Source organism: Halomonas rhizosphaerae (assembly GCF_030012485.1).
Classification (GTDB): domain Bacteria; phylum Pseudomonadota; class Gammaproteobacteria; order Pseudomonadales; family Halomonadaceae; genus Halomonas; species Halomonas rhizosphaerae.
Genome location: NZ_JASCQQ010000023.1, coordinates 47,366 through 71,439 on the forward strand (window position 1 = coordinate 47,366; position 24,074 = coordinate 71,439).

Consider the following 24,074-nt stretch of genomic DNA (forward strand, 5'->3'; position numbering starts at 1 on the left):
CGTGCATTGTAACGCCGAGGTCACGGCGGCGCCTAATCGGGACCATCAAGCGTGCCTATCAGGTTGCAAGAAGGAAGCTATCGTATTTCACGCTTTTTCGCTGAACATGACAGCGTCTGTGACCGCCGGGATCATTCACCGGTCTTCTCGCGCTCCTCGTCGCGCAACTGGCGACGCAGGACCTTGCCCACGTTCGTCTTGGGCAACTCGTCGCGGAACTCCACGTGCCTGGGTACCTTATAGCCGGAGAGATCCTTCTTGCACCAGGCCCGCAGGGTCTCGGCATCGAGGGACTCGTCCCGGGCGACGACGAACAGCTTGATCGCCTCACCGCTGGTCTCGTCGGGCACCCCCACGGCCGCGGACTCGATCACGCCCGGATGGGCCGCCACCACGTCCTCGATCTCGTTGGGGTACACGTTGAAGCCGGAGACCAGGATCATGTCCTTCTTGCGGTCGACGATGCGGATGTAGCCATCCGCCTGGAGCACGGCAATGTCCCCGGTGTGGAACCAGCCCTGGTCGTCGATCACCCGCGCGGTCTCCTCGTCACGGCTCCAGTAGCCTTTCATCACCTGGGGCCCCCTGACGCAGAGCTCCCCGGCGGTATCGAGGGGCGCATCCTGGCCATCGGCGTCCACCACCTTCACCTCGGTCCCGGCCACCGGCTTGCCGATGGTGCCGAGTTGGATGGCATCCACCGGATTGAAGCTGACGATGGGCGAGGTCTCGGTCAGGCCGTAGCCCTCGGCCACCGGACAGCCGGTGACCTCCTCCCAGCGCTGCGCGGCCGCCCGGGTCAGGGCCATGCCGCCGGAGATCGTCAGGTGCAGCCAGGAGAAGTCGAGACGGCGGAAGTCCTCGCGGTTGCACAGGGCATTGAAGAGGGTGTTGAGCCCGATGAAGCCGGTGAAGGAGAGCCCCTTGAGGGTCTTGACGAACGTATCCAGGTCACGGGGATTGGTGATCAGCACCGAGTGGTTGCCGGTCTCCATCATGAACAGGCAGTTCACCGTGAAGGTGTAGATATGGTAGACGGGCAGCGGCGCGATGATGGTCTCCGCACCGTCAGTCAGCGCCGGGCCAATGGCCTGGCGGGCCTGGAGCATGTTGGCCACCAGGTTGCGATGGGTCAGCATGGCGCCCTTGGCCAGCCCTGTGGTGCCGCCGGTGTACTGGAGTGCGGCGATGTCGTCGGGGCCGCGTGTCACCTCCTGGTGACGACGCCCGGCGCCCGCCCGGAGAGCCTGTCGCATCGGCGTGGCACCGGGCAGCGAGTAGGCGGGCACCATCTTCTTGACGTGCTTGACCACGGCATTGATCAACTGGCGCTTCGGGAAGCCGTGCAGGTCGCCAAGCTCCGTCACCACCACATGCTGGATATCGGTGCGCTCGAGGATCCGTTCGAGCTTGTCGGCCATGTTGGCCAGGATGACGATGGCGCGGACCCCGGAGTCCTTGAACTGGTGGGCCATCTCTCGCTCGGTATAGAGCGGGTTGGTGTTGACCACCACCAACCCTGCCCGCAGGGCACCGAAGACCGCCACCGGGAATTGCAGCACATTGGGCAGCTGGATGGCGATGCGATCCCCCGGCTGCAGGGTGGTCTCGTGCTGGAGCCAGGCGGCAAAGTCACCGGAGAGACGATCGAGTTCGGCATAGGTCAGCACCCGATCCATGCAGCTGAACGCCGGTTTGTCGGCAAAGCGCGCCACGGAGGAGTGGAAGACATCCATCACCGAGGCGTAGTCGTCGAGTCCCTCCAGGGGCTGACCGGTCAGGATGGCGGGCTTGGCGTTCTCGCTCATGGGTGGTCTCCACGCTGCGGCTGATCTCATCAGCGGACTTGTTGTTCTGTGCGCCTACCTTATAACAGCGGCTTCGCGACTGTAAAACAAACGATTGAAACTTACGTTTTAAATCGTGCCTGTATCAGGCCACCCTTCCAGACCAGCAGCTCGCCGGGGTCCATGCGCACCCACTCCTCGTTATCGGTGAGCGGCTCGGTGGCAATTACCGAGACCACATCGTCGGGCGTGGTGTGCTCGGCGAAGTTGACCGTCAACTCGGCATCCGAGAGGCTTGCCCGGCCGAAGGGCGCCCGCCGCGTGATGTGGGCCAGCTTGGTGGAACAGTAGGTGTAGAGGCAGTCGCCATCGGCCAGCAGCAGGTTGAAGACCCCCAGGCCACGAAGCCGTTCACAGAGCCCGTGGAGGGTCCCCCAGAAGGCGTGGCGCTGGGCGTCATCCTCCGGCGGGTCGGGGAAGGCGCCGCGCAGCTCGCCGAGCAGCCAGCAGAAGGCATGCTCGCTGTCGGTGCTGCCCACCGGGCGATAGTACGAGTGCGGCAAGGCCTGCCAGTCGGCGAGCTGGCCATTGTGGGCGTAGCACCAGGGGCGCCCCCACATCTCGCGGACGAAGGGGTGAGTATTGGCCAGGCGTACCTGGCCGACATTGGCCTGTCGGATATGGCTGATGACGATGTTCGACTTGATCGGGTAATCGCAGATCAGCCGGGCGATGGGGGAGTGTACCGAAGGATGGGGATCGCGGAAGTCCCGATAGCCACCCTCCTCGTAGAAGGCGATGCCCCAGCCGTCACGGTGTGGCCCGGTCCCCCCACCACGGTGCAGGAAGCCGGTGAAGCTGAAGCAGATGTCGGTGGGCACGTTGGCGCTCATCCCCATAAGCTCACACATGGGGTTCCTCCCGGCGGACGGGGCGTCGCGCATGGCGACGCCGGATCAGGCTGATCACCAGCCACACAAGCACAAACAGCGCCACGGCGCCCCACAGTCGCGGGTCGCGGCGATGCGCCTCCCACAGCCGCTGCAGGCCCGGTACCCCCGCCTGCCACAGGTCATGCGCCTGCTCGGTCACCCCATTGACCCATGCGACGAAGCGGTCGGCGGCATGTTCGGCCGTGGTTTCGGGGGGCGGCAGTGAGGGTTCGCTGCGCTCCCCGTCCTCGACGCGCTCGGTGCCGAGGGTCGGCCCGGCCACGTCCGCCAGATCGATGCCGATGCGCCCTTCGGGATTGAGCATCAGGCGCGGCAGGGTCAACTCGCGGGTCTCGCCATCCAGCGTGATGGTAGCATCGAGCAGCAGGGGCTGACTCAGCGCCTCGTCGAGCTCGGGCAGCTCGAGATGCCAGCGCGAGGCCCCGACCGCTCGGGCCTCGAGACGCTCTCCCTGCAACTCGCCATGGATCTCGGTATTGTCGCGATTCAGCCGGGGATGCTCGGCGGCCAGCACCACCCGTCCCTCCCGGGGTCGATGCACCGCCCCGATGGCCGGCAGCACGTTCACCGCCTGCACCCGCTGGCGGTGGAACCCCTCCCCTTCGGCCCGGAACACCAGGCGCGCATTGCCGATCAGCGCCGGTGCCGGCAGGCGGCCACGGAAGCGCCCCTCCTCGGCCTGTAGCGTGACCCGGGACTGTACCTCGCCCTCCGCATCCTGCAGCGAGACCGAGAGGGTGGGTTCCTCGTCCTCCTCGCCGAGGGGGTCACCGTCTCGCTCCACCCAGGCCTCCACCGGCACCTCGAAGCCCAGATAGAGGGTGGTCGGCAGATCGGCGGTACGCAGATGAAGAGACGAGGCGACGTTGATGCGACTGCCCTCGCCCACCGGCCCCTCCAGGCGCCACTCGCCGACCTGGGGGTCAGGCACCCGGATCAGGTCGAAGCGCGGCTCCACCTGCCAGCGAATGTCGTCCGGCGCCTCGTCGGCCCGGTAGCGCGTGCCGTCCGGTGCGACCAGGCTCAGGGGGCCATCATCGGGCTCATGGAAGACCAGCGCCGAGAAGGTTTCCACGCTGTCGTCGATGACGAAGCGCCCCTCCTCCAGCGGCACCTGGTCGGCGGGGAAGATACGCTCGACGATGTCGAGGAAGGCGCCCAGCAGCCTCTCGGGATTCTCCGCGAGTGCCGCCAGGCCGCCGGTGGACTGGGCCAGTCGCTCCACCAGGGCCAGGTCGGCCTGGTCCGAGAAGGCGATGGCATGGATGGTCACCCCCTGGTCGGCCAGTTCGGCGGCCAGTTCGTCCACCAGTCGACGACGCGAGGCATCGTCGACCTCCGGCTTGGCGCCCCGGGCCGGTGACAGGTCGATCACGCCATCGGTGAGCAGCACCAGGTGACGCCAGCCGTTGGCCTCGGCCCTTGCCGCCTCACGAAGGGCCACTTCGATATCGGTGTACTGCTGGTAATCCTGCAGGGCCGGCGGCAGGGTCAGAGCCCTGTCGCGCCAGGCCGCATCCACCTCGCCCAGCGGCAGGGGGTTGTCGACCGTCTCACCGAAGGTCCAGACCCCCGCCGTGGCGCCGTTGGGTAGCAGCGCTACCAGCATGTCCAGGGCACTGAGCGACAGACGGTCGGGATCGTTCTCCTTCATGCTGCCGGAGACATCGACCACCACCCGCACGTCAGGTCGCTCCTCGCCGCCGACCTGTGCCGACGCCAGGCTCGCCCACATCCACAAGGCGAGGCCGATTGCCAGCACCCAGGTCAGCCGGCTGCAGGGCCTTTCCATGCCATACCCGCCCATCGGGGCTCCTTAGCCGATCATCGGCTCCTGGCGCTCGCCCCGGCCACCTCGGCGGCGGCCGGCGGGCGCCTCGTCATCCATCTCCACGTAGTCATCGTCATCGAGGGTGTCGCGATGACGGCCACGCCACCACAGCAGCAGCCCCACCAGGACACCCAGCGCGGCCCCCACCGCAACCAGCAGGGCAGCCGGCATGAAGGCCGCGCCGTTGCCCTCGAGGGAGGCCACGGCCGCCACCACCACCGCCGGAGCGAAGCCGGTGTAGAACTCGCCCTCCTCCAGCAGCGGCAGGCGGAAATGGGCCGGCGTCCACATCACGCCGGCCACCAGCCAGGTGATCACCAGCCGCGGCAACCGCGGCAGGAAGGCCAGCCCCAGGTAGCCGGTCAGCAGCACCACCAGCGACAACACGACATAGACCAGCCATAGTAGGGATATCGAATCCGAAATCAGCATCACGACCTCGCGACCTGTGCGTCCACGACGCACGTTCTTGAAAATACACTGAGTATGGTACATCTCGCGCAATGAAAGCACAGCCGCCACGTGACCAGGCCCCCGAGACGCCTGCCGACGACCCCGTCACCCGCTTCCGCCACGCCGACGACCCGGCGTGGCACTGGCTGGAGAACCGCGATGATCCGGCGGTCGCCGATTTCCTGGAGGCGGCCAATCAGGCGTCGCGCCGCTGGTTCGCCCCCCTCGACGACCTGGTCGAGCGCCTCTACCACGGCCACCTGGCCCGCCGCGAACTGGCCGTCCACGGGCTGAGGACCCCGCTTGACCACTACACGGTGTGGAGCGAGACGGCGGTGGACGCCGACTACCCGGTCTGGTGGCGCCATCCCAATGGCGACCCCGATGGCGCGGAGTGCTTCCTCGACCTGCAGGCCAGGGCCAGCGAGCACGACTTCCTCGAGGTGGGTGACATGGCCCTCTCTCCGGACGAGGCCTGGCTGGCCTGGACCGAGGACACCCGCGGCGACGAGACCTACACGCTCTACCTCAAGCACCTGCCCGGCGGTGAGCCCGGGGTGCTGCTCGAGGAGATCGGCCCCGAGATCGGCTGGGCCGAGGACAACGCCACCCTGCTCTTCACCCGCTATGATGCCACCCAGCGCCCCGAGAGCATCTGGCGCCTGCCCCTGGAGGCCGGCAGGGCAGGCGAGCCGGCACTGGTGCTGCGCGAGGAGGATCCGGAGTTCTGGCTGGGCCTGGGCAAGACCCGCTCCCGTGAGTGGCTGGTCCTGGAGAGCGCTTCCAAGGACACCAGCGAGAGCCACCTGATCCCCGCCCGGGCACCGTCCACCGCGCCGCGCTGCTTCCGCCCCCGGGAAAGCGGGGTGGAGTACGCCCTGGATCACCGCCCGGGCCACTTCTATGTGCTGCACAACCGCGAGGCCACCCACTTCCGGCTGGACGTTCTGGCCGAACCCCGGCTGGGCGAGGCCGACCCCGCCACCGCCTGGCAGCCGCTGATCGCCCATCGCGACGATGACACTCTGGAAGGCGTCGACGCCTTCGACTGGGGGGTGGTGATCACCGAGCGCGACCACCACGAGGCCCAGGTGCACCTGCGCGTCCTCGAGCTGGATCCCGACCACGCCATCACCCGCGACGAACGACTGCCACTGCCGGAGCTGCCCTGCAGCCTGGCACTGGGCGACGCGCCCCACTTCGATACCCGCCGCCTGCGCCTGCGCGAGGAGTCCTTCACCCTGCCGGTGAGCTGGCTCGAACATGACCTGGACAGCGGCCAGCGGCGTATCCTCAAGCAGCAGCCCATCCATGGCGACCTTAGGCCCGAGCAGCTGGTCTGCGAGCGGCTCTGGGCGACCTCGCACGACGGCGAGCGGGTCCCCGTATCCGTGGTGATGCGCGCGGACCTGGCCGGCCACCCGCTGCCCACCCTGCTCTACGGCTACGGCGCCTACGGCGAGGTGCTCGACCCCTGGTTCTCGGTTGCCCGGCTCGAGCTGCTGGCACGCGGTGCGGCCTTTGCCGTGGCGCATGTGCGCGGCGGCGGCGATCGCGGCGAGCCCTGGTACCTGGCCGGCAAGCTCGAGCACAAGGCGAACAGCTTCCATGACTTCCTCGCCGCTCGGGATGCCCTGGTCGAGAAGGGCTTCAGCGACGGCGAACGCATTGCGGCCTATGGTGCCAGTGCCGGGGGGCTGCTGGTCAGCGCCAGCCTCAACCTGGCCCCGGGGGCCTTCTGTGCCGCGGTCCTCGACGTGCCCTTCGTCGACGTGCTTCGCACCATGGAGAACCCTGACCTGCCTCTCACCACCGCGGAATACACCGAATGGGGCGACCCCCGCGAACCCGAGGCACGACGGCGCATCGGCGACTACTCACCGCTGGACAACCTCTCGGCACAGCCCTGGCCGGCCGTATTCCTGCAGGGCAGCTGGCACGACACCCGGGTGCCCTACTGGGAACCCGCCAAGCTCTATGCCCGCCTCAAGGAACTGGGCCGCGACCAGGCCGGTGAGGACCATACATCGACAGACCGCCCCATCCTGCTGCGTACCGACATGGCCGCCGGGCACGGCGGGGCCTCGGGACGCTTCAAGGCCTGGCACGACAACGCCCGCCAGGATGCCTTCATCCTCTGGGCGCTCGGGCTCGAGCAGCGCGAGGGCTGAACACTCAGGCGTCGATGGGCAGGATGGCGATGATGTGCTCCTCGAGTTCCTCTTCGGGAACCTCGCGCTGCGAGACGGCGAAGCTGCGCACGCTGATGCCCTTTCGGTGCATGCGCTCCGGCCCCCCGGCGATCAGCGGGTGCCACGCGGCGAGCTTGCGCCCTTCCGCCACCCGTCGGTAGGCGCAGGACCTAGGCAGCCAGCGGAAATCGTCGATGCGCTCTGGGGTCAATTGCGTGCAGTCGGGCACCCTCGCGAACCGGTGGGCATAGTCACTGCAGCGACAACTGTGGATATCCAGCAGTTCGCAGGCGACGTTGAGCACCGCCAGGTCGCCGGATGCCTCGTCCTGGAACTTGAGCAGGCAGCACTGGCCACAGCCGTCGCACAGCGCCTCCCACTCCTCGTCGGTGAGCTCCTCCAGGTCGAAGCGCTCCCAGAACCGGTCTCTCATGATCTCTCCTGCGCGACTGGGGCGCGGCTCGGTGTCGAGTAGGATCCCGCGAGTCTCGCGTGGCATCGGGGGCGATAACAGCGAGTTTCGCGCGGCGTCGGGCGCGATAAAAGCGAATTTCGCGCGGCGGCGGGCGCGATAAACTAGTCGCGTGCCTCGCTGGGGGTGCGATGGAGGTCCAGCAGGTAGTCCTCCTTGGCCGGCGGCATCTGCAGGTAGTAGCCCTTCTCGCGGATGGCGGCCATGACGTCCGCTGCCCTGGCCCGCCCCAGTGATTTCTCGGGGGTAAGGATCAGGGTCATGGCCGGCAGCGGCTTGCCGAACTGCTCGAGCAACGCCTCGGGCACCTCCACGAGGCCCTGGCGCTTGTCCACGTAGAGATACATCTGCTCCTTGCGCGAGCTCTTGAAGACCTCGCACAGCAGCTTGTTACCGCGCATGCGGTCATCGCTCATCGGGATACCTCCTCGAGGGCCGCCGTCAGGCCCACATCCAGTCGGTCGCCGCGCCAGCCCCCGGGCAGCGGCAGCGGCTGGCCCGTGAGATCGGCACCCACCAGGGCCTCCAGGTCACGCCGCTTCAGCAGCACCTCCGGCGCCACGCCGAGCGCCTCCGCCTCGGCATTCACCACTTTCTTCAGTGCCTTGAGGCGTTGCTTGAACTCGGGAGCCATCGGCGAGAGCGGGGCCGGCGGCAACTCGCTCTCGTCGACGCTCAGCGCCTCGCGTACCAGCCTAAGGAGTTCATCGCCCTCGCGCTTGACCAGGGGCGGCTTGAGGCCCTCGATCCGGGCCAGCTCATGGCGGTTCTCCGGCAACTGCTCGGCGATGGCGTAGAGCAGCCGGTCGGGCACCAGCCACCCCCGAGGTACATCGCGATGCCGGGCCTCTCCCTCGCGCCAGCGGGTCAGGCGTCGATAGGCCTCCACCTGGCGCGGCGAGAGCCGCCACAGCTGGCGATGGCGCAGGTACCACTGGCCATCGGCAGCATCGCTGCGGGCGGACTGGGCGACCAGGTCCGCACAGTCCGCCTCGACCCAGGACCGACGGCCCTGGCGCTCCAGCGCCTCCCGCTGGTGCTGCCACACCTGCAGCAGGTAGACCACGTCGAGGGCGGCATAGAGCCGCTGGGTTTCGCTGAGCGGGCGCTTGAGCCAGTCGGAGCGGGTCTCGTCCTTGGGCAGTGTCTCGCCGACCCAGGTCTCCACCAGTTTCTGGTAGCCCATGGAGGGCACCTCGCCAAGCAACGACTGGGCGATCTGGGTATCCACCAGCGGCGCGACAGGCACGCCGGCCCAGTGGGCGAAGACCTCGAGGTCCTCGCTGGAGGCATGCAGCAGCTTGAGCGGTCCCGAGGAGAGCAGGCGCCGGAAGGCCGCGGTACAGGACACCTCCAGGGGGTCCACCAGGAAGGCGGGGCCGCCTGCGGTGAACTGGATCAACGCCGGCACCGGATGGAAGGTACTCTCGCGGAAGAACTCGGTGTCCAGGGCGATGACGTCGGCCGACGCCACCTCGGCGCAGGCGGCATCGAGGGCCTCGGGGGTATCGATCCAGCGAATCTCGGGGGTCAGTGGCATGCAGGATTCCGGCAGGGAAAGGGGCGTCACTCGCCCCTGAAGGGCAGGCGACCATTGAAGGCGCGGCTCAGGGTGCCACCGTCGACGTACTCGAGCTCACCGCCCATGGGGACACCGTAGGCCAGCCGCGAGAGCCTCACGCCGAGGGGCGAGAGCTGGGCGGCGATGTAGTGGGCGGTTGCCTCGCCCTCCACCGTGGGGTTGGTGGCGAGCACCACCTCCTCCACGCCCCCCTCGGCGACGCGTGCCTCGAGCTGGTCGAGGCCGATGTCCTCGGGGCCGATGCCGTCCAGCGGCGAGAGGTGGCCATGCAGCACGAAGTAGCGGCCGCGGTAACCGCCGGCCTCCTCGATGGCCAGCTGGTCGGCGGGGGATTCCACCACGCAGAGTACATCATCGTCGCGACGCGCACTGGAGCAGATGCTACAGACGTCTTCCTCGGTGAGGGTCCGGCAGCGTCGGCAATAGCCGACCTGCTCCAGCGCCACGCCCAGCGCCTCCACCAGGCGCCGACCGCCGTCCCGGTCACGCTCGAGCAGGTGCATGGCCATGCGCTGGGCCGTCTTGGGCCCGACACCCGGCAGCACGCGCAACGACTCCATCAGTCTCTCGACCAGCGGGGAAAAGCTCATCGGCGGTCCGTCTCGGCGTCGATCAGAAGGGCATCTTGAAGCCCGGCGGCAGGTTGAGGCCGGCCGTCGCCTCCTCCATCTTGGCCTTGGAACTGGCCTCCACCTTGCGCACCGCGTCGTTCACGGCCGCGGCCAGCAGGTCCTCGAGCAGCTCCTTGTCCTCTTCCATGACGCTGGGGTCGATGTCGACCTTGCTCACGTCATGGCGTCCGTTCATGGTCACCTTGACCATACCGGCTCCGGCCTCGCCCAGGACCTCGGCCTTGGCGACCTCCTCCTGGACGCGCTGCATCTTCTCCTGCATCTCCTGGGCCTGCTTCATCAGGTTGCCCATTCCACCCTTCATCATGGCGGAGTCCTCTCGTGGTTGGTGTGATCGGTGGCAGCGGTGCGGCTCAACCGCGAGCCTCGGCATCGGCGGGCTTGACCGTGGATTCGATCAGGCGCGCACCGAAGGCCTGCTGCAGTTTCTGTACATGGGGGTCACGGCTCAAGGCTTCAATTGCCTCGGCATGCCTTTGGGCGGCCAGGCGGTCAGCCTGCTGCCTGGGGGTCTCGACCTCCGGGGGCATCGCCCCCGGCTCGAGTGCCAGGCGGCGCTCTACCCCGATGGCCGCCAGCGCCTCGCGAATGCGCGTCTCGTGGACCTCGGCCTGCATCGCTTCCTGGGAGGGGTCGAGGCGCAGTGTCAGCAGCTCGCCGTCATCGGCCTCGATCACGCAATGGGCGGCCAGGTTGCGGGTGAGGCCACCCAGCCCCAGCGAATCGAAGCAGGCCAGCCAGTCGGCATGACCGAAGCGCCCTTCCGTGGCAGCCGGGGCGTCGGGCGCCTGTGCTCCCGCGCTTGCTGCTTCCGGCACCATCCGCGTGACCGGCGGGACCGGGGTCCCGGGATCGGGCGACGCAGAGGGCGCGGCCATGCCTGGCTCGGGCTCGCCTCTCGACGCGACAGGTGCCGACGCCTCCGCGCCGTTCTCTTCCCGCTCGACCCACGGGGGAGGCACATCGTCCGGTGATGGGGGCGACACGGCCTCGGCAGTCGGCGCCGGAGGGGCGGTGGGAGGCGGACTGGCCGCCGGGGTCTCGTCGGGAGCCTGGCGCGCCTCGGACGGTGCCTGAGGGGACCGGGATGAGGGGTTTCCTTCGGGGACCGACCCACCCTGTGGGGGCGTTTCGCCACCCGACCCCGCGCCGCCGGGATCACCCTGGCCACGCAGCGGCAGCGGCGTCTGCGCAGGACGCGGCACGCCCTGGGGGCGGAAGGCCAGCATGCGCAGCAGGGTCATCTCCAGGGCGGTACGCAGGTCCGGAGCATGTTCCATGTCGCCACGGCCCTGGATGCCGATCTGGTAGTAGAGTTGGATGTCCTCCGCGGTGAAGCGCGCGGCAAGCTGGAGCAGCGCCTCGCGGTCGCCGTGCCCGTTGTCCACGGCATCGGGCACCATCTGGGCGATGGCCAGGCGGTGGAGCACGCCGGTGATGTCGTCCAGCACCGCGGCGAAGTCCGGGCCCTGCTCGGCCAGGGCGGCCACCTCGGCAAGCAGCCGGGGCGCATCCACCGCGGCCAGGGCATCGACCAGCGCCAGGACATGGCGATGGTCGAGGGTGCCGAGCATCGCCGCCACGTCGGCATGGTGCACCTCGCCCTGGCCGAAGGCGATCGCCTGGTCGGTGAGGCTCATGGCATCGCGCATGGAGCCCTCGGCGGCCTTGCCCAGCAGCCAAAGGGCACTCTCCTCGAAGGGCACCCCCTCGGCCTCCAGCACCTTGGCCAGGTGGCCGACGATGCGCTCGGGCGGCATGTGCTTGAGGGTGAACTGAAGACAGCGTGACAGCACCGTGGGGGGCAGCTTCTGCGGGTCGGTGGTCGCCAGCAGGAACTTCACATGAGGCGGCGGTTCCTCCAGGGTCTTCAGCAGAGCATTGAAGCTGCTGGTGGAGAGCATGTGCACCTCGTCGATGAGGTACACCTTGTAGCGTCCCTGGGTCGGCGCGTACTGGACATTGTCGAGCAGTTCGCGGGTATCTTCCACCTTGGTGCGCGAGGCCGCGTCGACCTCGATCAGGTCGACGAAGCGCCCCTCATCGATGGAGCGACAGCTGTCGCACTCGCCGCAGGGCGTCGAGGTCACGCCCGCGTCGCCCTGGCCATTCGCCGTGCAGTTCAGGCACTTGGCCAGGATCCGTGCCAGGGTGGTCTTGCCCACCCCGCGGGTCCCGGTGAACAGGTAGGCGTGGTGCAGACGCCCCTGGTCCAGGGCATTGACCAGCGCGCGCTGGACATGCTCCTGGCCGACCAGTTCATGGAAGGTACGCGGTCGCCACTTGCGGGCCAGAACCTGATAGCTCATGCAGCGCGGGATCCTTGCGGTAAAGCGAACAGCAGCTGTGGGGTGACGGACGCCGGGGCCTGCAATGACCGGGCCCGATGCCCGACTGGATCAAACCATTCTAGCGACCGGGGCGCCGCGCGGGAAGCGGCACCCGGCTCAGGCCTCGCGAACCAGCCACCCGCCGCCCCAGCGGTGCTCGAACTGCTCGGCCGTAAGTGGCGGACTGAGGTAGTCGCCCTGATAGGCGGGACAGCCCAGGGCCTTCAGGAAGTCCAGCTGCTCGGCGGTCTCCACCCCCTCGGCAATCACGTCCAGCCCCAGGCGCTCGGCGATCGACAGGATAGCGGCGACGATCGTCTCGTCATCAGGGTCACCTGGCACATCGGCGACGAAGGACTGATCGATCTTCAGGCACTGCACCGGCAGGCGCTTGAGGTAGGAGAGCGAGGAGTAGCCGGTACCGAAGTCGTCCACGGCCAGTTCGACGCCCAGCAGGCGCAAGCCGTGAAGCCGCTCGAGTCCCTCGTCGGCATGACCGATCACGAAGCCCTCGGTGATCTCGAGCTCCAGTCGCGAAGGCGACAGCCCGCTCTCGTGCAGCGCGGTCCGCACGTCACCGACGATGTCACCCTGCACCACCTGCAACCCCGAGAGGTTGACCGAGACCCGCAGCGGCAGGCCCCTGAGCTCCCATTGCCGCGCCTGGTGACAGGCCTCCCGCAGCACCCAGCGGCCAATCGCATGAATCAGGCCGGCCTCCTCGGCCAGGGCGATGAAGCGCCCGGGGCCGACCAGCTGGCCCTCGGGGGTCGTCCAGCGCACCAGGGCCTCGGCCCCGAACACCTGGCCTCCCTCTACTCTGGCCTGCGGCTGAAAATGCAGCACCAGCTCGTCACGCTCCAGGGCGCGGCGCAGCCCGGTATCCATGGCGAAGCGCTCGCGGCTCGCCTCGCCGAGCTCGGGGGTGAAGAACGCCCAGGTGTTGCGCTTGAGCGCCTTGGCGCCGTACATGGCGGTGTCGGCGTGCTGGATCAGTTCCTCGGCACTACGCCCGTCACGCGGATAGAGGCTGATGCCGATGGAGGCGCCGATGTAGATCTCGTGCTCGTCGATATCGAAGGGCTGCACCAGGGCATCGATCAGCTTCTGTGCGACCCGGCCAGCATCGGCAGGCTCGTGGAGGTGCTCCATCACCAGCAGGAACTCGTCTCCCCCCAGCCGTCCCAGGGCGTCCTCGTCGCGCACCACCCGGACCAGTCGCTGGCCCACCGCCTGGAGCAAGCGATCCCCGAGCGGATGGCCCAGGCTATCGTTGATGCCCTTGAAATGGTCCAGGTCGAGAAACAGCACCGCCAGCTGCCCATGGGCCTCGTCGGCCCGCGCCAGAGCCCTGTCCAGACGCTGGTTGAGATGCGCCCGGTTAGGCAGGCCGGTCAGGGGATCATAGCTGGCCGAGATGCGCAGCCGCCCGGCCTGGTCGGTGATGCGTGACAGCAGCGGACTGATGGTGCGTGCCGTGGCGAAGGCACCCAGCGCCATCAGCACCAGCACCAGGATGGCGGGCCAGAGCAGCTCCTGGTAGACCGAGCCGTAGAACGTCCGGGCGGGAATCTGCACCAGCAGCGCCCAGCCGGGAGAGGCCAGGGGCACATGCACCACTACCCGGTCACCCCGCCAGCCGCCCTCGCGGAACAGCCCGGCACGCCCCCTCTCCAGGGCCTCGAGGACCCGTTCGGGCACCAGGGGCGCCGAGTCCGCCAGCGTCAATGCCCCCTCTGCACCTTGCGCCAGCAGGGTCTCGCCGGGCGGCCCCAGCAGCCACTGCCGGGAGTCACCACCAAAGCGCGTGGTATCGGCGAGCAGCGCCGTGACGGCCGCCGGGTCGAAATAGAGCACGTCGGTGCCGATGCGCTCGCTGCCTTGGGAAATGATCGGTGCCGCTACCTCCAGCAGCAGTTCATCGTCCTGCCTGGCCAGTCGAATGGTGCCGGGGCGAGTGGCCTCCATCACCTCAGGGCTCGGCGACGGCCAGGGCGTGCGGCCGAGCGTCACCAGCGGCTGACCCGCCGGGCCCAGCCGCACCAGCCCTATCAGACCGGGGGACTGCAGCATGGCATCCACCAGCCGCGGCGTGGTGAAGGCGACCAGCGACTGACGATCCAGTGCCTGCTCGGCATAGCGTGCCAGGCGGCGGCGGATCTCGGTGCGGCTGGTGAACTGCCTGGCCAGGTCCCTGTAGCGTGCCAGCAGGTGCTCCAGGGATTCCGCCTGGGCCGAGGCGCTGACCAGGGTATTGGTCTCAAGCGCCTGGCGGTGGGCCTGGAACAGCGGCCAGGCGGAGGCAAGGCCCACCAGGGTACCGGTGACCAGGATGCCGAGCATGGCCAGCAGCACGATGCGCCGCTGCGATCGCCGCATCACTGCGGGCCACCCGGGAGGGAATCGCCAGCAATCCGTGCGAACCGCATACCGGCTTCGCACCTCGCCCGAACGGCATCGTTATACCCTGGATCGTCGTGCATGCTTCTTTCCTGGCCGCTTCGGGCCCTAGTGTGGCCTCACGCTGGTTAAACGCCAAGCCCGCCGACGGCTGCCATGGCAGTTGAGACGCTACTGCACGCTCTCCTGCTCGCCGAAACGCCCCTCGGAGAGCGCCGAAGAGAGGTAGCGTTCGGCGCTGTCGTGGGGGGTGACGACGATGTCCCTGCCCTGAAAATGCGGCAGATGGTCGAGGTGAACCGCGGCCACCAGAGCGGCACCGCAGAGGATGCCCTCCCCTTACAATGGGCATGCCATCAGTGAAGGCCGGAGCGTCTCAGTCCCCCTCGAAACCGCTCAGCACGTTTACCGCATTGAGACCGATCTCGGCCACGGCGTAACCGCCCTCGAGCAGGAAGACGGTGGGCAGGCCCAGTTGCCTCAGCCGACGCCCGACGTCGGTGAAATCGTCGCTGGCGAGCCGGAAGGCACTGATGGGGTCGTGTTCGAAGGCATCCACGCCCAGGGAGACCACCAGCAGCTCGCAGCCGGCATCGAGCATGCGCGCCTTGGCATCCTCCAGCGCCTCCACCCAGCGGGCGTAGCCGGTCCCCGGCGCCATGGGGTAGTTGACGTTGAAGCCCTCGCCTGCCCCTTCGCCGGTCTCGTCGGCATGCCCGAGGAAGTACGGGAAGCAGTGCCGTGGGTCGCCATGCAGGGAAAGGAAGAGCACGTCGTCGCGCGCATAGAATATCTGCTGGGTACCGTTGCCATGGTGGAAGTCGATGTCCAGTACCGCGATTCGCGACCGGCCGGCATCGAGCGCACGCTGGGCGGCGATGGCGGCGTTGTTGAAGAAACAGTAGCCACCGAACTGGTCGGTCGCGGCGTGGTGGCCCGGCGGACGGCACAGGCCGAAGGCGGGCTCGCCGGTCGCCAGCACGTGGTCTACCGCGGAGAGCGCGATGTCCTTGCTGGCCATGGCCGCCTCGAAGGTGCCCTCGCAGATCGAGGTATCGGCTCCCAGTGCATAGTGGCCGAGCCGACCGTCGATGTGCTCGGGGATGACCCGTCCCGGCATGGTCCGGGTGGGCCAGATCCAGGCAATCGCCTCGCCCTGACGACCGGCAGCGACCCAGTCCGTCCAGCAGTGTTCGAGGAACTCGACATACCCTCGATCATGGACCGCCAGCACGGGCTCGAGTCCATGAACGACCGGCTCGCGTACCTCGCCGAGACCGGTCTCCCGGACCCGCTGCAGCACCAGGTCGACGCGCTCGGAGCACTCGTAGGGGGTCACCAGCTGGCCGCCATCCAGTTCCGTGCGGGCTCTGCGGCGCTTGGTCAGTTCGCTGTGGAAGGTATGCATGATGCTCGTGAAACCTCGTCGGATGGGAGGCTGAGGGGGTGCTGCCACAGCCGGCATGATATCCCGGAAGGGCATAACGACGGACCTCAACCGGGATAGTCCCGCAGCAGGTCGCGACCACAGCCGCGGATGAAGTCCAGGGCCCGGGCATGCTTCCAGTCCTCGCGATAGACCAGTCCGAAACTGAAGTCGATCTCGGGGGTAAAGGGCAGCATCACCACCCCGTCCCGCGGAGAGAGCTGGTCGCTGGCGGTGATGGGATTCATCACGCTGAGACCAACGCCATTGGCCACCAGGGCAGTGATGGCCCCGATATTGGCCTCGGTCTTGCCAGCGATATGGATGCCGTGGGTGGTGGCCAGGTTGAGCAGTGGGTCGGCCCCGACGTTGGGCTGGTTGCTGATCACCAGATACTCGTCCTTGAGATCCCCGACGGTCACCGTTGTCCGGGACTCCAGGGGATGCCCCCTGGGAATCAGGCAGCGGGCCTGGGTGGTCAGCCACTCCTCGACCCGCAGCACACGAGAGCTGGCCGGCAGCGTCACGAAGCCGATATCGGCATGGCCGGACTCCACCTCCCTGAGCACATCGTGGCTCGACATCATGTCAAAGCTGATGCTGAAGCCGCGGTTGTCCTCGAGCAGCGCGGCTATCAGCCGCGGTACGAAGCCGAACGCCAGCCCCGGAATGGCCGCGATACGCAGCCGCGAGGTGCCGAACTCCTTGAGCGCCAGCACGCTGTGGCGCAGTTCATCGATATTGCCCATCAGTCGCAGGATCTCCTCATAGAGCTCCCGCGCCTCGGGGGTGGCAACCAGGCGGTTCTTTTCGCGCAGGAACAGCTCAAGCCCCAGATTCTGCTCCAGCTGGGACAGGGAACGACTGACCCCCGACTGGGTGATGCCCAGTGTCCTGGCCGCCTGCGAGGCGGAGCCCGCCTCGAACAGCGTCTTGAAGATGGCAAGCGCCTTGAGGGAGTGGATGTTGACGTCAGTCATGACTAAAACTCATCGAATTCGTTAAAAACATCATATATTGAAATGACTTGTCGATGCTACCTAGACTGACGACATCCCGACTACACAACCACAACGGATCGACAAGATGACGACCTCTCCCCTGTTCTACCAGGCCGGACCCGCCATGCCGGAAGTCAGTCACGGCCACGGCGTCTTCCTGTGGGACACCCAAGGCAAGGAATACCTCGACGGCTGCGCCGGCGCCATCTCCTGCAACCTCGGCCACGGCCGGCAGGATATCCGTAATGCCATGCTGGCCCAGTTGGACCGGGTCGCCTTCACCTACCGCACCCAGTTCGAGAATGCGCCCGCCGTGGCACTGGCCGAGGCACTGGTCGAGATGACCGAGGGCGAGATGGAGATGGTGTTCTTCGTCTCGAGCGGCTCCGAGGCCGTCGAGTCGGCCATCAAGCTGGCCCGACAGTACTTCGTCGCGCGAGGCGAGTCGCAGCGCCGCCACTTCGTGTCGCTGCGTCCCTCCTATCATGGCAGCACCCTGGGAGCGCTGGGCCTGACCGGCTATCAGCCCTTGGAGGCGCCCTTCGTCAGCATCACATCCGGTTCCATCAAGGTGCCCGGGCCGGACTTCTATCGCCAGACGGACGGCGGCCGTGACGCCCATATCCGCCGCGTCCTCGACGAAACCCGCGCGGCGATCGAGGTGGCCGGCGGCGATACCATCATCGCCATCGTGATCGAGCCCGTCGGCGGCGCCAGCACCGGGGCACGCCTGGTCGACAAGGACTACCTGGAAGGTATTCGCCGACTGTGCGACGAGTTCGGCTGCCTGCTCATCTTCGACGAGGTGCTGTGTGGCGTGGGGCGAACGGGCACCTGGTTCGCCTACCAGCAGTGGGGCGTGGCGCCCGACCTCCTGACCACTGCCAAGGGGCTGGGGGCCGGCTACTACCCGGTGGGGGCACTGCTGTGCCGCGAGGCCATCGTCGAGACGGTGATGGCCAACGGCGGCTTCCAGCACGGCCATACCTATGCCGGCAACCCCCTGGCCTGTGCCACCGGGCTGGCCGCCGTCGAGGCCATCCGTCGTGAAGGCCTGCTGGACAACGTCCAGGCCCGGGGCGCCCAGCTCAGGCAGGGCCTGGAAGCGCTCCAGTCACGCTATCCCTGGATCGGCGATGTGCGTGGTCTCGGCCTGCTGTGGGGCGTGGAACTGGTCATGGACCCCGTGGAGAAGACGCCCTTCCCCGCCGAGGCCAACCTCTTCGCCAGAGTGACGGCCCTGGCCAAGGCGGAAGGGCTGCTGATCTACCCCCGGCGCACACTGAACGGCCTGGCCGGCGACCACTTCCTGGTCAGCCCGCCCTTCACCATCAGCGAGAGCGAGACGGAGCTGCTGCTCGAGCGGCTCGCCCGTGCCCTCGACCGGCTCGACCGGGAGGTGGTGGCACCGCTGATCGAGGACATCGCCGCCGCTACCGCCAACGGAATCACAGGCTGAGACCCCATGACACTGCTTAACCAGAAACACGCCACGATCGAGGCGGCCATCGCCACCATCCCCGATGGGGCCTCGATCATGGTCGGCGGCTTCGGCTCGCCTGGCACCCCCTTCGCGCTGCTCGACGAGCTTCTGGCCCAGGGCCAGAAGCACCTGACGCTGATCAAGAACGATGCCAACGAGCCGGATATCGGCATCGGCCGGCTGATCCGCGCCGGTCGCGTCGACCGCCTGATCACCTCGCATATCGGTCTCAACCGGGTCGCCATCGAGGAGATGAACCAGGGCCGCCTGGCGGTGGAGATGCACCCCCAGGGCCTGCTGGCCGAGAAGATCCGCTGTGCCGGCGCCGGCCACTACGGCTTTCTGACCGATATCGGCCTGGGCACCGAGATCGCCGAGGGGCGCCGCGAGATCGAATGCGATGGCCAGACATGGGCCATCGAGCCCGCCATCCGGGCCGACCTGGCCCTGGTCCATGCCGACCTGGCCGATGCCTACGGCAATCTCGTCTACCGCGGCACCGCCATCAACTTCAACCCGCTGATGGCCATGGCGGCCGACCGGGTGATCGCCCAGGCCTTCCGGGTCGAGGCTCCCGGCCACCTGACCCCCGAGACCATCCATACGCCCTGCGCCTTCGTGAGCCAGGTCGTGCGGGTCGATGAAGCCACCAGCGAGCAGGGGAGGCGCGCCCATGTCATCTGATCAGGAAAGGATCCTCGCCCGGGCCGCCCGTGAGGTGGCTCCCGGCCAGATCGTCAACCTCGGCATCGGCCTGCCCACCCGGCTGTTCCATTACCTGCCGCCGGAGATGGAGGTACTGGTGCACTCCGAGAACGGTGTGCTGGGCTGCCAGCCCCTCGTTGCCGGTGGCGAGCCCGACCTCGAGATGATCGACTCGGGCGGCGCCTACATCGGCGCGCGCCCCGGCGCCAGCGTCTTCGACAGCGCGCTCTCCTTCGCGATGATCCGTCGCAGCCGGGTGGACGTCACCTTCATGGGCGCCTTCGAGGTCGATCAGCAGGGCAACCTGGCCAACTGGAAGATCCCCGGCAAGTTCTCCCCGGGCATCGGCGGCGCCATGGAGCTCGCCCAGAAGGTCGAGACCCTGGTGGTGCTCTGCTCGCACAACGACAAGCACGGCCAGCCCAAGATCCTGCGGCAATGTCGGCTGCCGCTGACGGCGCCGCGCTGCGTCACGCGCATCATCACCGAAAAGGCCGTGATGCAGGTGACCGATGCCGGACTCGAGGTGCTGGACATCGCCGAGGGACTCGACGTGGCCACGCTGCGCGCGGCCACCGAGGCCGACCTGATCATCGACGAAGAGCGGCTGGGGAGGTTCTGATGCTCAACGCCACGGAAGAACGCATCCTCGCGCGCTGCGAGGCCCTGATGGACGACACCCTGATGCTGACGCGGGACCTGGTCCGCGGCTACAGCGTGCTGGGCCAGGAGCACGGGGCACTGGCCACCATGGAGCAGTGGCTGAAGCGCCTCGACCTGCCGGTGGAGCGCGTGGCCCTCGATGCGCCGGGCTTTGCCGACCACCCTCACCGGGTCCCGACCCGCTGGTCGACCGAGGGTCGCTACAACGTGGTCTCCCGGCTGAACCCGGGCGCCGAACGGCCCCACCTGGTGCTCAACGGCCACCTGGACGTAGTGCCGGCCGAACCCACCGACATGTGGTCACGCCCCCCCTGGGAACCCTGGGAGCAGGATGGCTGGCTGTATGGCCGCGGCGCCGGGGACATGAAGGCGGGCATCGCCGCCATGGTGATGGCCGTGCAGGCCGTGCGCGAGGCCGGCGTGGAGATCGACTTCCCGCTGACCCTTCAGACCGTGATCGAGGAGGAGTGCACCGGCAACGGCGCCCTGGCCTGCCTGCATCAGGGCTACAGCGGTGACTTCGTGCTGATCCCCGAGCCCTTCGGCACGCAGATCTACAGCGGCCAGGTAGGGGTGCTGTGGTTTCGCATGCGCATCGACGGCGTGCCCGCCCACGTGCTCGACACTCGCGCCGGCAGCAACGCCATCGAGACCCTGCAGGGCTACCTGCCGGCCTTCAAGGCACTGGAAGCCGAGATCAATGCCCTGCCCCGCCCCGCGCCCTACGCGGCCCTGGACCACCCCTTCAACCTCAGCATCGGCAGGATCGAGGGCGGCAATTGGGCCTCCAGCGTGCCGGCCCACGCCATTCTCGAGGGCCGAGTCGGCTTCCCGCCGGGCATCAGTCCCGACGCGGTCATGGCGCGCGTCCGCCAGGTCATCGCCGACCATCACCAGGCGATGGACGACGGCTCGCCCGCGCCCCGGGTCGAGTTCCACGGTTTCCGCTCCGAGGGCCACCTGGTCGACCTGGAGACCCCCGGCATCCGACTGCTGTCGCGCTGCCACGAGGACCTGGTCGGTGAGCCGCCGGCTCACTACCTATCGACCTGCACCACCGACCTGCGCGCCTTCCATGTGTCCGGCGGCATCAACGGCACCTGCTATGGCCCGGTCGCCCAGCGCATCCACGGAGTCGACGAATGCGTCGAGATCGACTCCATCCGCCGGGTGCTGACCACCTATGCCCTGTTCATCAGCCGCTGGGGCAGCGGCGATGCCCCCCCTAGGAGCGCCTCATGAACGCCGCCTATCTCGTCGACTATGCGCGCAGCGCCTTCACCCGCGCCCATCCCCGCAAGCCCGAAGTCGATGCCTGGTCGGGCCAGCGCGGCGACGCCCTGCTCGCCCAGGTGATCGATGCCCTGCTGACCCGTCGCGGGATCGAGGGCGACCTGATCGAGGACCTGGGCGTGGGCTGCGCGCTGCCGGTCAAGGAGCAGTGGAGCTTCGGCGGACGCTATCCGCAGTGGCTCTCTCGCCTAGGGGTTGGCTGCGCCTCGCGGCAGATCGACCAGCAGTGTGGCTCGAGCCTGGCGGCCCTGCGCGGCACGGTGCGCGAGATCCAGGCCGGCGCCATCCAGGCCGGCGTGGCCGGCGGCGTCGAGAACATGTCGCGGGTGCCGATGGGCCCGAGCCTCTTTCAGGAAGGCGTGCTGACGGTCCCCGAGGTCCTCCAGAGCACCGCCGAACTGGACCTGAGCGTGGCCATGAACATGGGCCTGACCGCCGAGCGCCTGGCCCGGGAAAGCGGCATCACCCGGGAGGCCATGGATGCCTTCGCACTGCGTTCCCACCAGCGGGCCGCCCGGGCCGAAGCGGCCGGCTGGTTCGATGGCGAGCGCCTGGCCCTGACCAACCCGGCCGGCGAGGTGGTCGCCGCCGACGCCAACATCCGCCCCGATACCAGCCTGGAACGCCTGGCCGGTCTCGATCCGGCCTTCGTCGAAGGCGGCCGGGTCACCGCCGGCAACAGCTCGCCGCTGACCTCGGGCGCCGGGGCCGCGCTGGTGATGTCCGAGGACGCCCTCGCCCGGCACGGGCTCTCGCCGCTGGCGCGGGTGGTCGAGGTGGTCGACTGCGGGGTGACGCCCGAGCGCATGGGCGCCGGCGCGGCAGCCGCCATCGAGCGGGTGCTCGGCGCCGCCGGACTGGGCATCGATGACATCGATGCCTGGGAGATCAACGAGGCCTTCAGCGCCGTGCCGCTCTACGCCATGCAAACCCTGGGTCTCGACCCCGAGCGCGTGAATGTCTTCGGCGGCGCACTGGCCCTCGGGCACCCGCTGGGAGCCACCGGCATCCGCCTCGCGGGAACCCTGGCCCGGACCCTGCAGCACCGGCAGGGGCGCTATGGTTGTGCCGCCGCCTGCATCGGCGGAGGGCAGGGGATCGCGATGATCCTGGAACGCTGCTGAGCATCGCCGCGCCTCCACCGAGAAAGAAGAGGATTCCACCATGCCATCGCCAGCCGACTTCTCCTGCGCACCAGGCCCGCCACTATCCGGCAAGCGGCGCCGAGCCCCATCGCCATAAGCGCCACGCGTGCGGCCCGAAGGAAAGGGTCATCACGCCAGGGCGGCGGCCCCTCACGGCGCCAACGGTCACCACACGAGAACTCGCGTCACGCCGATCCCGATATCGGCCAGTGATGCCCCACTCCTGAAAGGAGCACCACATGCCAAATACAACAACCAACGATACGTCCATACGCCCCTCGTTCCTGGGGGCGGTGAGCTGTATCGGCTTTCTCTGCTTCATGATGTTCGCCCAGATCTTCATCCTCGGTGAAGACTGGGTCACCCATATCTCGCTGATCTTCGCCATCGCGGTCACTGCCGTCATCGCCCTGGTGTCGGGGTTCACCTGGCACGATATCCAGAAGGGCATCCTGTATGGCTGCGAGATCGCCATGCTGCCGATGCTGATCCTGATGATGGTCGGGGTCCTCGTCGCCAGCTGGATCGCCTCGGGCACCATCCCGTCGCTGGTGTATTACGGCCTGCAGCTGATCAACCCTGCCTACTTCCTGTTCACCGCCGTGATCGTGTGTGCCATTGCCTCGCTGGTCACGGGCAGTTCCTGGACCACCGCCGCGACCTTCGGCGTCGCCTTCATGGGCATCGGCACGGGCCTCGACGTCCCCGCCGCCATGACCGCGGGGGCCGTCATCTCTGGCGCCATCTTCGGCGACAAGATCTCGCCGGTCTCCGACTCCACCAACCTGGCGGCGGGGGTCGCCGAGGCCGACCTGTTCGATCACATCCGCTCCATGTTCTATACCACCGGTCCCGCGCTGGTCATTTCGGCGGCGCTGTTCTTCTTCATCGGCATGGGCTTCGACAGCGGCGGCGTCGACACCTCAAGAACCGACCGCCTGCTTCAGGGCATCCAGGAGAACTACTCGGTCGGCCTGCTCGCCTTCCTGCCGCCCCTGGTGGTGCTCGTGCTGGCCTATCGCCGGGTCAGTGCCCTGGCCGTCATGGTCATCGGCAGCCTGGTGGGGGGCGCCATGGCGGTCGCGATCCAGGGGGTGGGGATCGGCGACATGATGAACTTCATGAACTACGGCTATGTCTCCGAAACCGGTGTCGAGTCGGTGGACAGCCTGCTGAGCCGCGGTGGCCTGCAGGAGATGATGTGGACCATCTCGCTGGGCTTCATTGGCCTCAGCCTCGGCGGCCTGCTGGAAAAGACCCGCATGCTGGAGGTGCTGCTCGAGCGGATGGGCAAGCTGGTGAGCAACGCGCGGGGGCTGATCGTGACACACGTCTTCGCCGCTCTCGCCACCAACCTGTTCTCCGCGAGCCAGTACATCGCCATCATCATTCCCGGTCGCATGCTGGTGCCGGCCTATCGCAAGCTCAAGATCCTGCCTTCCGTGTGCTCGCGCACCTGCGAGGACTCCGCCACCGTGACGTCCCCCCTCGTGCCCTGGGGCCTGGGCGGCGCCTACTACATGGGCGTGCTGGACGTGTCGGCCTGGGACTACATGGGATGGACCTTCCTGGCCCTGATCACCCCGGTCATCGCCGTGCTCTACGCCATGTTCAACCTCTTCATCTGGCGTGAGGGGGAGCGCAACGACGTCAACACCTACCGCCAGCAGGAAGTGCAGCTCGGCTGACCGACACTCGCACCATGCACAAGAAGGGGGCGCCGTGC

The 24,074-nt window shown here is 67.9% G+C and carries 21 protein-coding genes; 7 read left to right on the forward strand and 14 right to left on the reverse strand.

All coding sequences use genetic code 11. The features are described from left to right. Positions 1–131: 131 nt before the first annotated feature. The 4 genes from QLQ86_RS09880 to QLQ86_RS09895 form a co-directional block, all read right to left on the reverse strand. The gene (locus QLQ86_RS09880; RefSeq protein ID WP_282816781.1) at positions 132–1,808 is read right to left on the reverse strand and encodes an AMP-binding protein; all 1,677 of its coding nucleotides are present in this window, start codon (positions 1,806–1,808) and stop codon (positions 132–134) included. 101 nt (positions 1,809–1,909) lie between these two features. Next, positions 1,910–2,698, reverse strand: a complete 789-nt coding sequence (locus tag QLQ86_RS09885; protein WP_282737098.1) for a class II glutamine amidotransferase — start codon at positions 2,696–2,698, stop codon at positions 1,910–1,912. Next, positions 2,691–4,532, reverse strand: a complete 1,842-nt coding sequence (locus tag QLQ86_RS09890; protein ID WP_282816782.1) for a vWA domain-containing protein — start codon at positions 4,530–4,532, stop codon at positions 2,691–2,693. The genes QLQ86_RS09885 and QLQ86_RS09890 overlap by 8 nt, the downstream gene beginning before the upstream one ends. A gap of 24 nt (positions 4,533–4,556) precedes the next feature. Then, positions 4,557–5,003 carry a hypothetical protein gene (locus QLQ86_RS09895; protein ID WP_282737096.1) on the reverse strand — a complete coding sequence of 149 codons (447 nt, stop codon included), beginning with the start codon at positions 5,001–5,003 and terminating at the stop codon, positions 4,557–4,559. 71 nt (positions 5,004–5,074) lie between these two features. On the opposite strand from QLQ86_RS09895, the gene QLQ86_RS09900 reads away from it, so the two are divergent. After that, positions 5,075–7,195 carry a S9 family peptidase gene (locus tag QLQ86_RS09900; RefSeq protein ID WP_282816783.1) on the forward strand — a complete coding sequence of 707 codons (2,121 nt, stop codon included), beginning with the start codon at positions 5,075–5,077 and terminating at the stop codon, positions 7,193–7,195. A 4-nt stretch (positions 7,196–7,199) separates the two neighbouring features. Here QLQ86_RS09900 and QLQ86_RS09905 read toward each other — a convergent pair whose 3' ends face one another. From QLQ86_RS09905 to QLQ86_RS09950, 10 genes are all read right to left on the reverse strand, one after another. After that, positions 7,200–7,649 (reverse strand): YcgN family cysteine cluster protein, encoded by a 450-nt coding sequence (locus QLQ86_RS09905; RefSeq protein ID WP_282737093.1) that lies wholly within the window; start codon positions 7,647–7,649, stop codon positions 7,200–7,202. A 143-nt stretch (positions 7,650–7,792) separates the two neighbouring features. Next, on the reverse strand, positions 7,793–8,104 hold the full coding sequence (locus tag QLQ86_RS09910; protein WP_282816784.1) for a YcgL domain-containing protein: 312 nt from the start codon (positions 8,102–8,104) through the stop codon (positions 7,793–7,795). Continuing rightward, entirely contained in the window at positions 8,101–9,228 is a 1,128-nt protein-coding gene (rnd, locus tag QLQ86_RS09915) for a ribonuclease D (protein WP_282816785.1), read from the reverse strand. Before rnd ends, QLQ86_RS09910 begins: the two co-directional genes overlap by 4 nt. A 26-nt stretch (positions 9,229–9,254) precedes the next feature. After that, entirely contained in the window at positions 9,255–9,860 is a 606-nt protein-coding gene (gene recR, locus QLQ86_RS09920) for a recombination mediator RecR (protein ID WP_282816786.1), read from the reverse strand. Positions 9,861–9,882: 22 nt separating this feature from the next. Further along, entirely contained in the window at positions 9,883–10,209 is a 327-nt protein-coding gene (locus QLQ86_RS09925) for a YbaB/EbfC family nucleoid-associated protein (protein WP_282737089.1), read from the reverse strand. Positions 10,210–10,255: 46 nt separating this feature from the next. Continuing rightward, complete coding sequence (gene dnaX / locus QLQ86_RS09930; protein WP_282816787.1) at positions 10,256–12,211, reverse strand: DNA polymerase III subunit gamma/tau; 1,956 nt, start codon at positions 12,209–12,211, stop codon at positions 10,256–10,258. Positions 12,212–12,349: 138 nt separating this feature from the next. Then, on the reverse strand, positions 12,350–14,611 hold the full coding sequence (locus QLQ86_RS09935; RefSeq protein WP_282816788.1) for a putative bifunctional diguanylate cyclase/phosphodiesterase: 2,262 nt from the start codon (positions 14,609–14,611) through the stop codon (positions 12,350–12,352). A gap of 192 nt (positions 14,612–14,803) precedes the next feature. After that, positions 14,804–14,941 carry a hypothetical protein gene (locus tag QLQ86_RS09940; protein ID WP_282816789.1) on the reverse strand — a complete coding sequence of 46 codons (138 nt, stop codon included), beginning with the start codon at positions 14,939–14,941 and terminating at the stop codon, positions 14,804–14,806. A gap of 67 nt (positions 14,942–15,008) precedes the next feature. After that, positions 15,009–16,040 carry a histone deacetylase family protein gene (locus tag QLQ86_RS09945; protein WP_282816790.1) on the reverse strand — a complete coding sequence of 344 codons (1,032 nt, stop codon included), beginning with the start codon at positions 16,038–16,040 and terminating at the stop codon, positions 15,009–15,011. An 86-nt stretch (positions 16,041–16,126) separates the two neighbouring features. Then, positions 16,127–17,038: a LysR family transcriptional regulator gene (locus QLQ86_RS09950; protein ID WP_282816791.1), complete on the reverse strand. Its 912-nt coding sequence runs from the start codon at positions 17,036–17,038 to the stop codon at positions 16,127–16,129. 106 nt (positions 17,039–17,144) lie between these two features. On the opposite strand from QLQ86_RS09950, the gene QLQ86_RS09955 reads away from it, so the two are divergent. From QLQ86_RS09955 to nhaC, 6 genes are all read left to right on the forward strand, one after another. After that, entirely contained in the window at positions 17,145–18,518 is a 1,374-nt protein-coding gene (locus QLQ86_RS09955) for an aminotransferase family protein (protein WP_282816792.1), read from the forward strand. Between the two features lie 6 nt (positions 18,519–18,524). Further along, positions 18,525–19,226 (forward strand): CoA transferase subunit A, encoded by a 702-nt coding sequence (locus QLQ86_RS09960; RefSeq protein WP_282816793.1) that lies wholly within the window; start codon positions 18,525–18,527, stop codon positions 19,224–19,226. Further along, positions 19,216–19,869, forward strand: coding sequence for a 3-oxoacid CoA-transferase subunit B (locus tag QLQ86_RS09965; protein ID WP_282816794.1), 654 nt, complete (start codon positions 19,216–19,218; stop codon positions 19,867–19,869). The genes QLQ86_RS09960 and QLQ86_RS09965 overlap by 11 nt, the downstream gene beginning before the upstream one ends. Further along, the gene (locus QLQ86_RS09970) at positions 19,869–21,152 is read left to right on the forward strand and encodes an ArgE/DapE family deacylase (protein WP_282816795.1); all 1,284 of its coding nucleotides are present in this window, start codon (positions 19,869–19,871) and stop codon (positions 21,150–21,152) included. The genes QLQ86_RS09965 and QLQ86_RS09970 overlap by 1 nt, the downstream gene beginning before the upstream one ends. After that, complete coding sequence (locus QLQ86_RS09975; protein WP_282816796.1) at positions 21,149–22,327, forward strand: acetyl-CoA C-acyltransferase; 1,179 nt, start codon at positions 21,149–21,151, stop codon at positions 22,325–22,327. The genes QLQ86_RS09970 and QLQ86_RS09975 overlap by 4 nt, the downstream gene beginning before the upstream one ends. A 260-nt stretch (positions 22,328–22,587) precedes the next feature. Continuing rightward, a complete protein-coding gene (gene nhaC, locus QLQ86_RS09980) occupies positions 22,588–24,036 on the forward strand; it encodes a Na+/H+ antiporter NhaC (protein ID WP_282737078.1) in 1,449 nt (482 codons plus the stop codon). Positions 24,037–24,074: the final 38 nt, after the last annotated feature.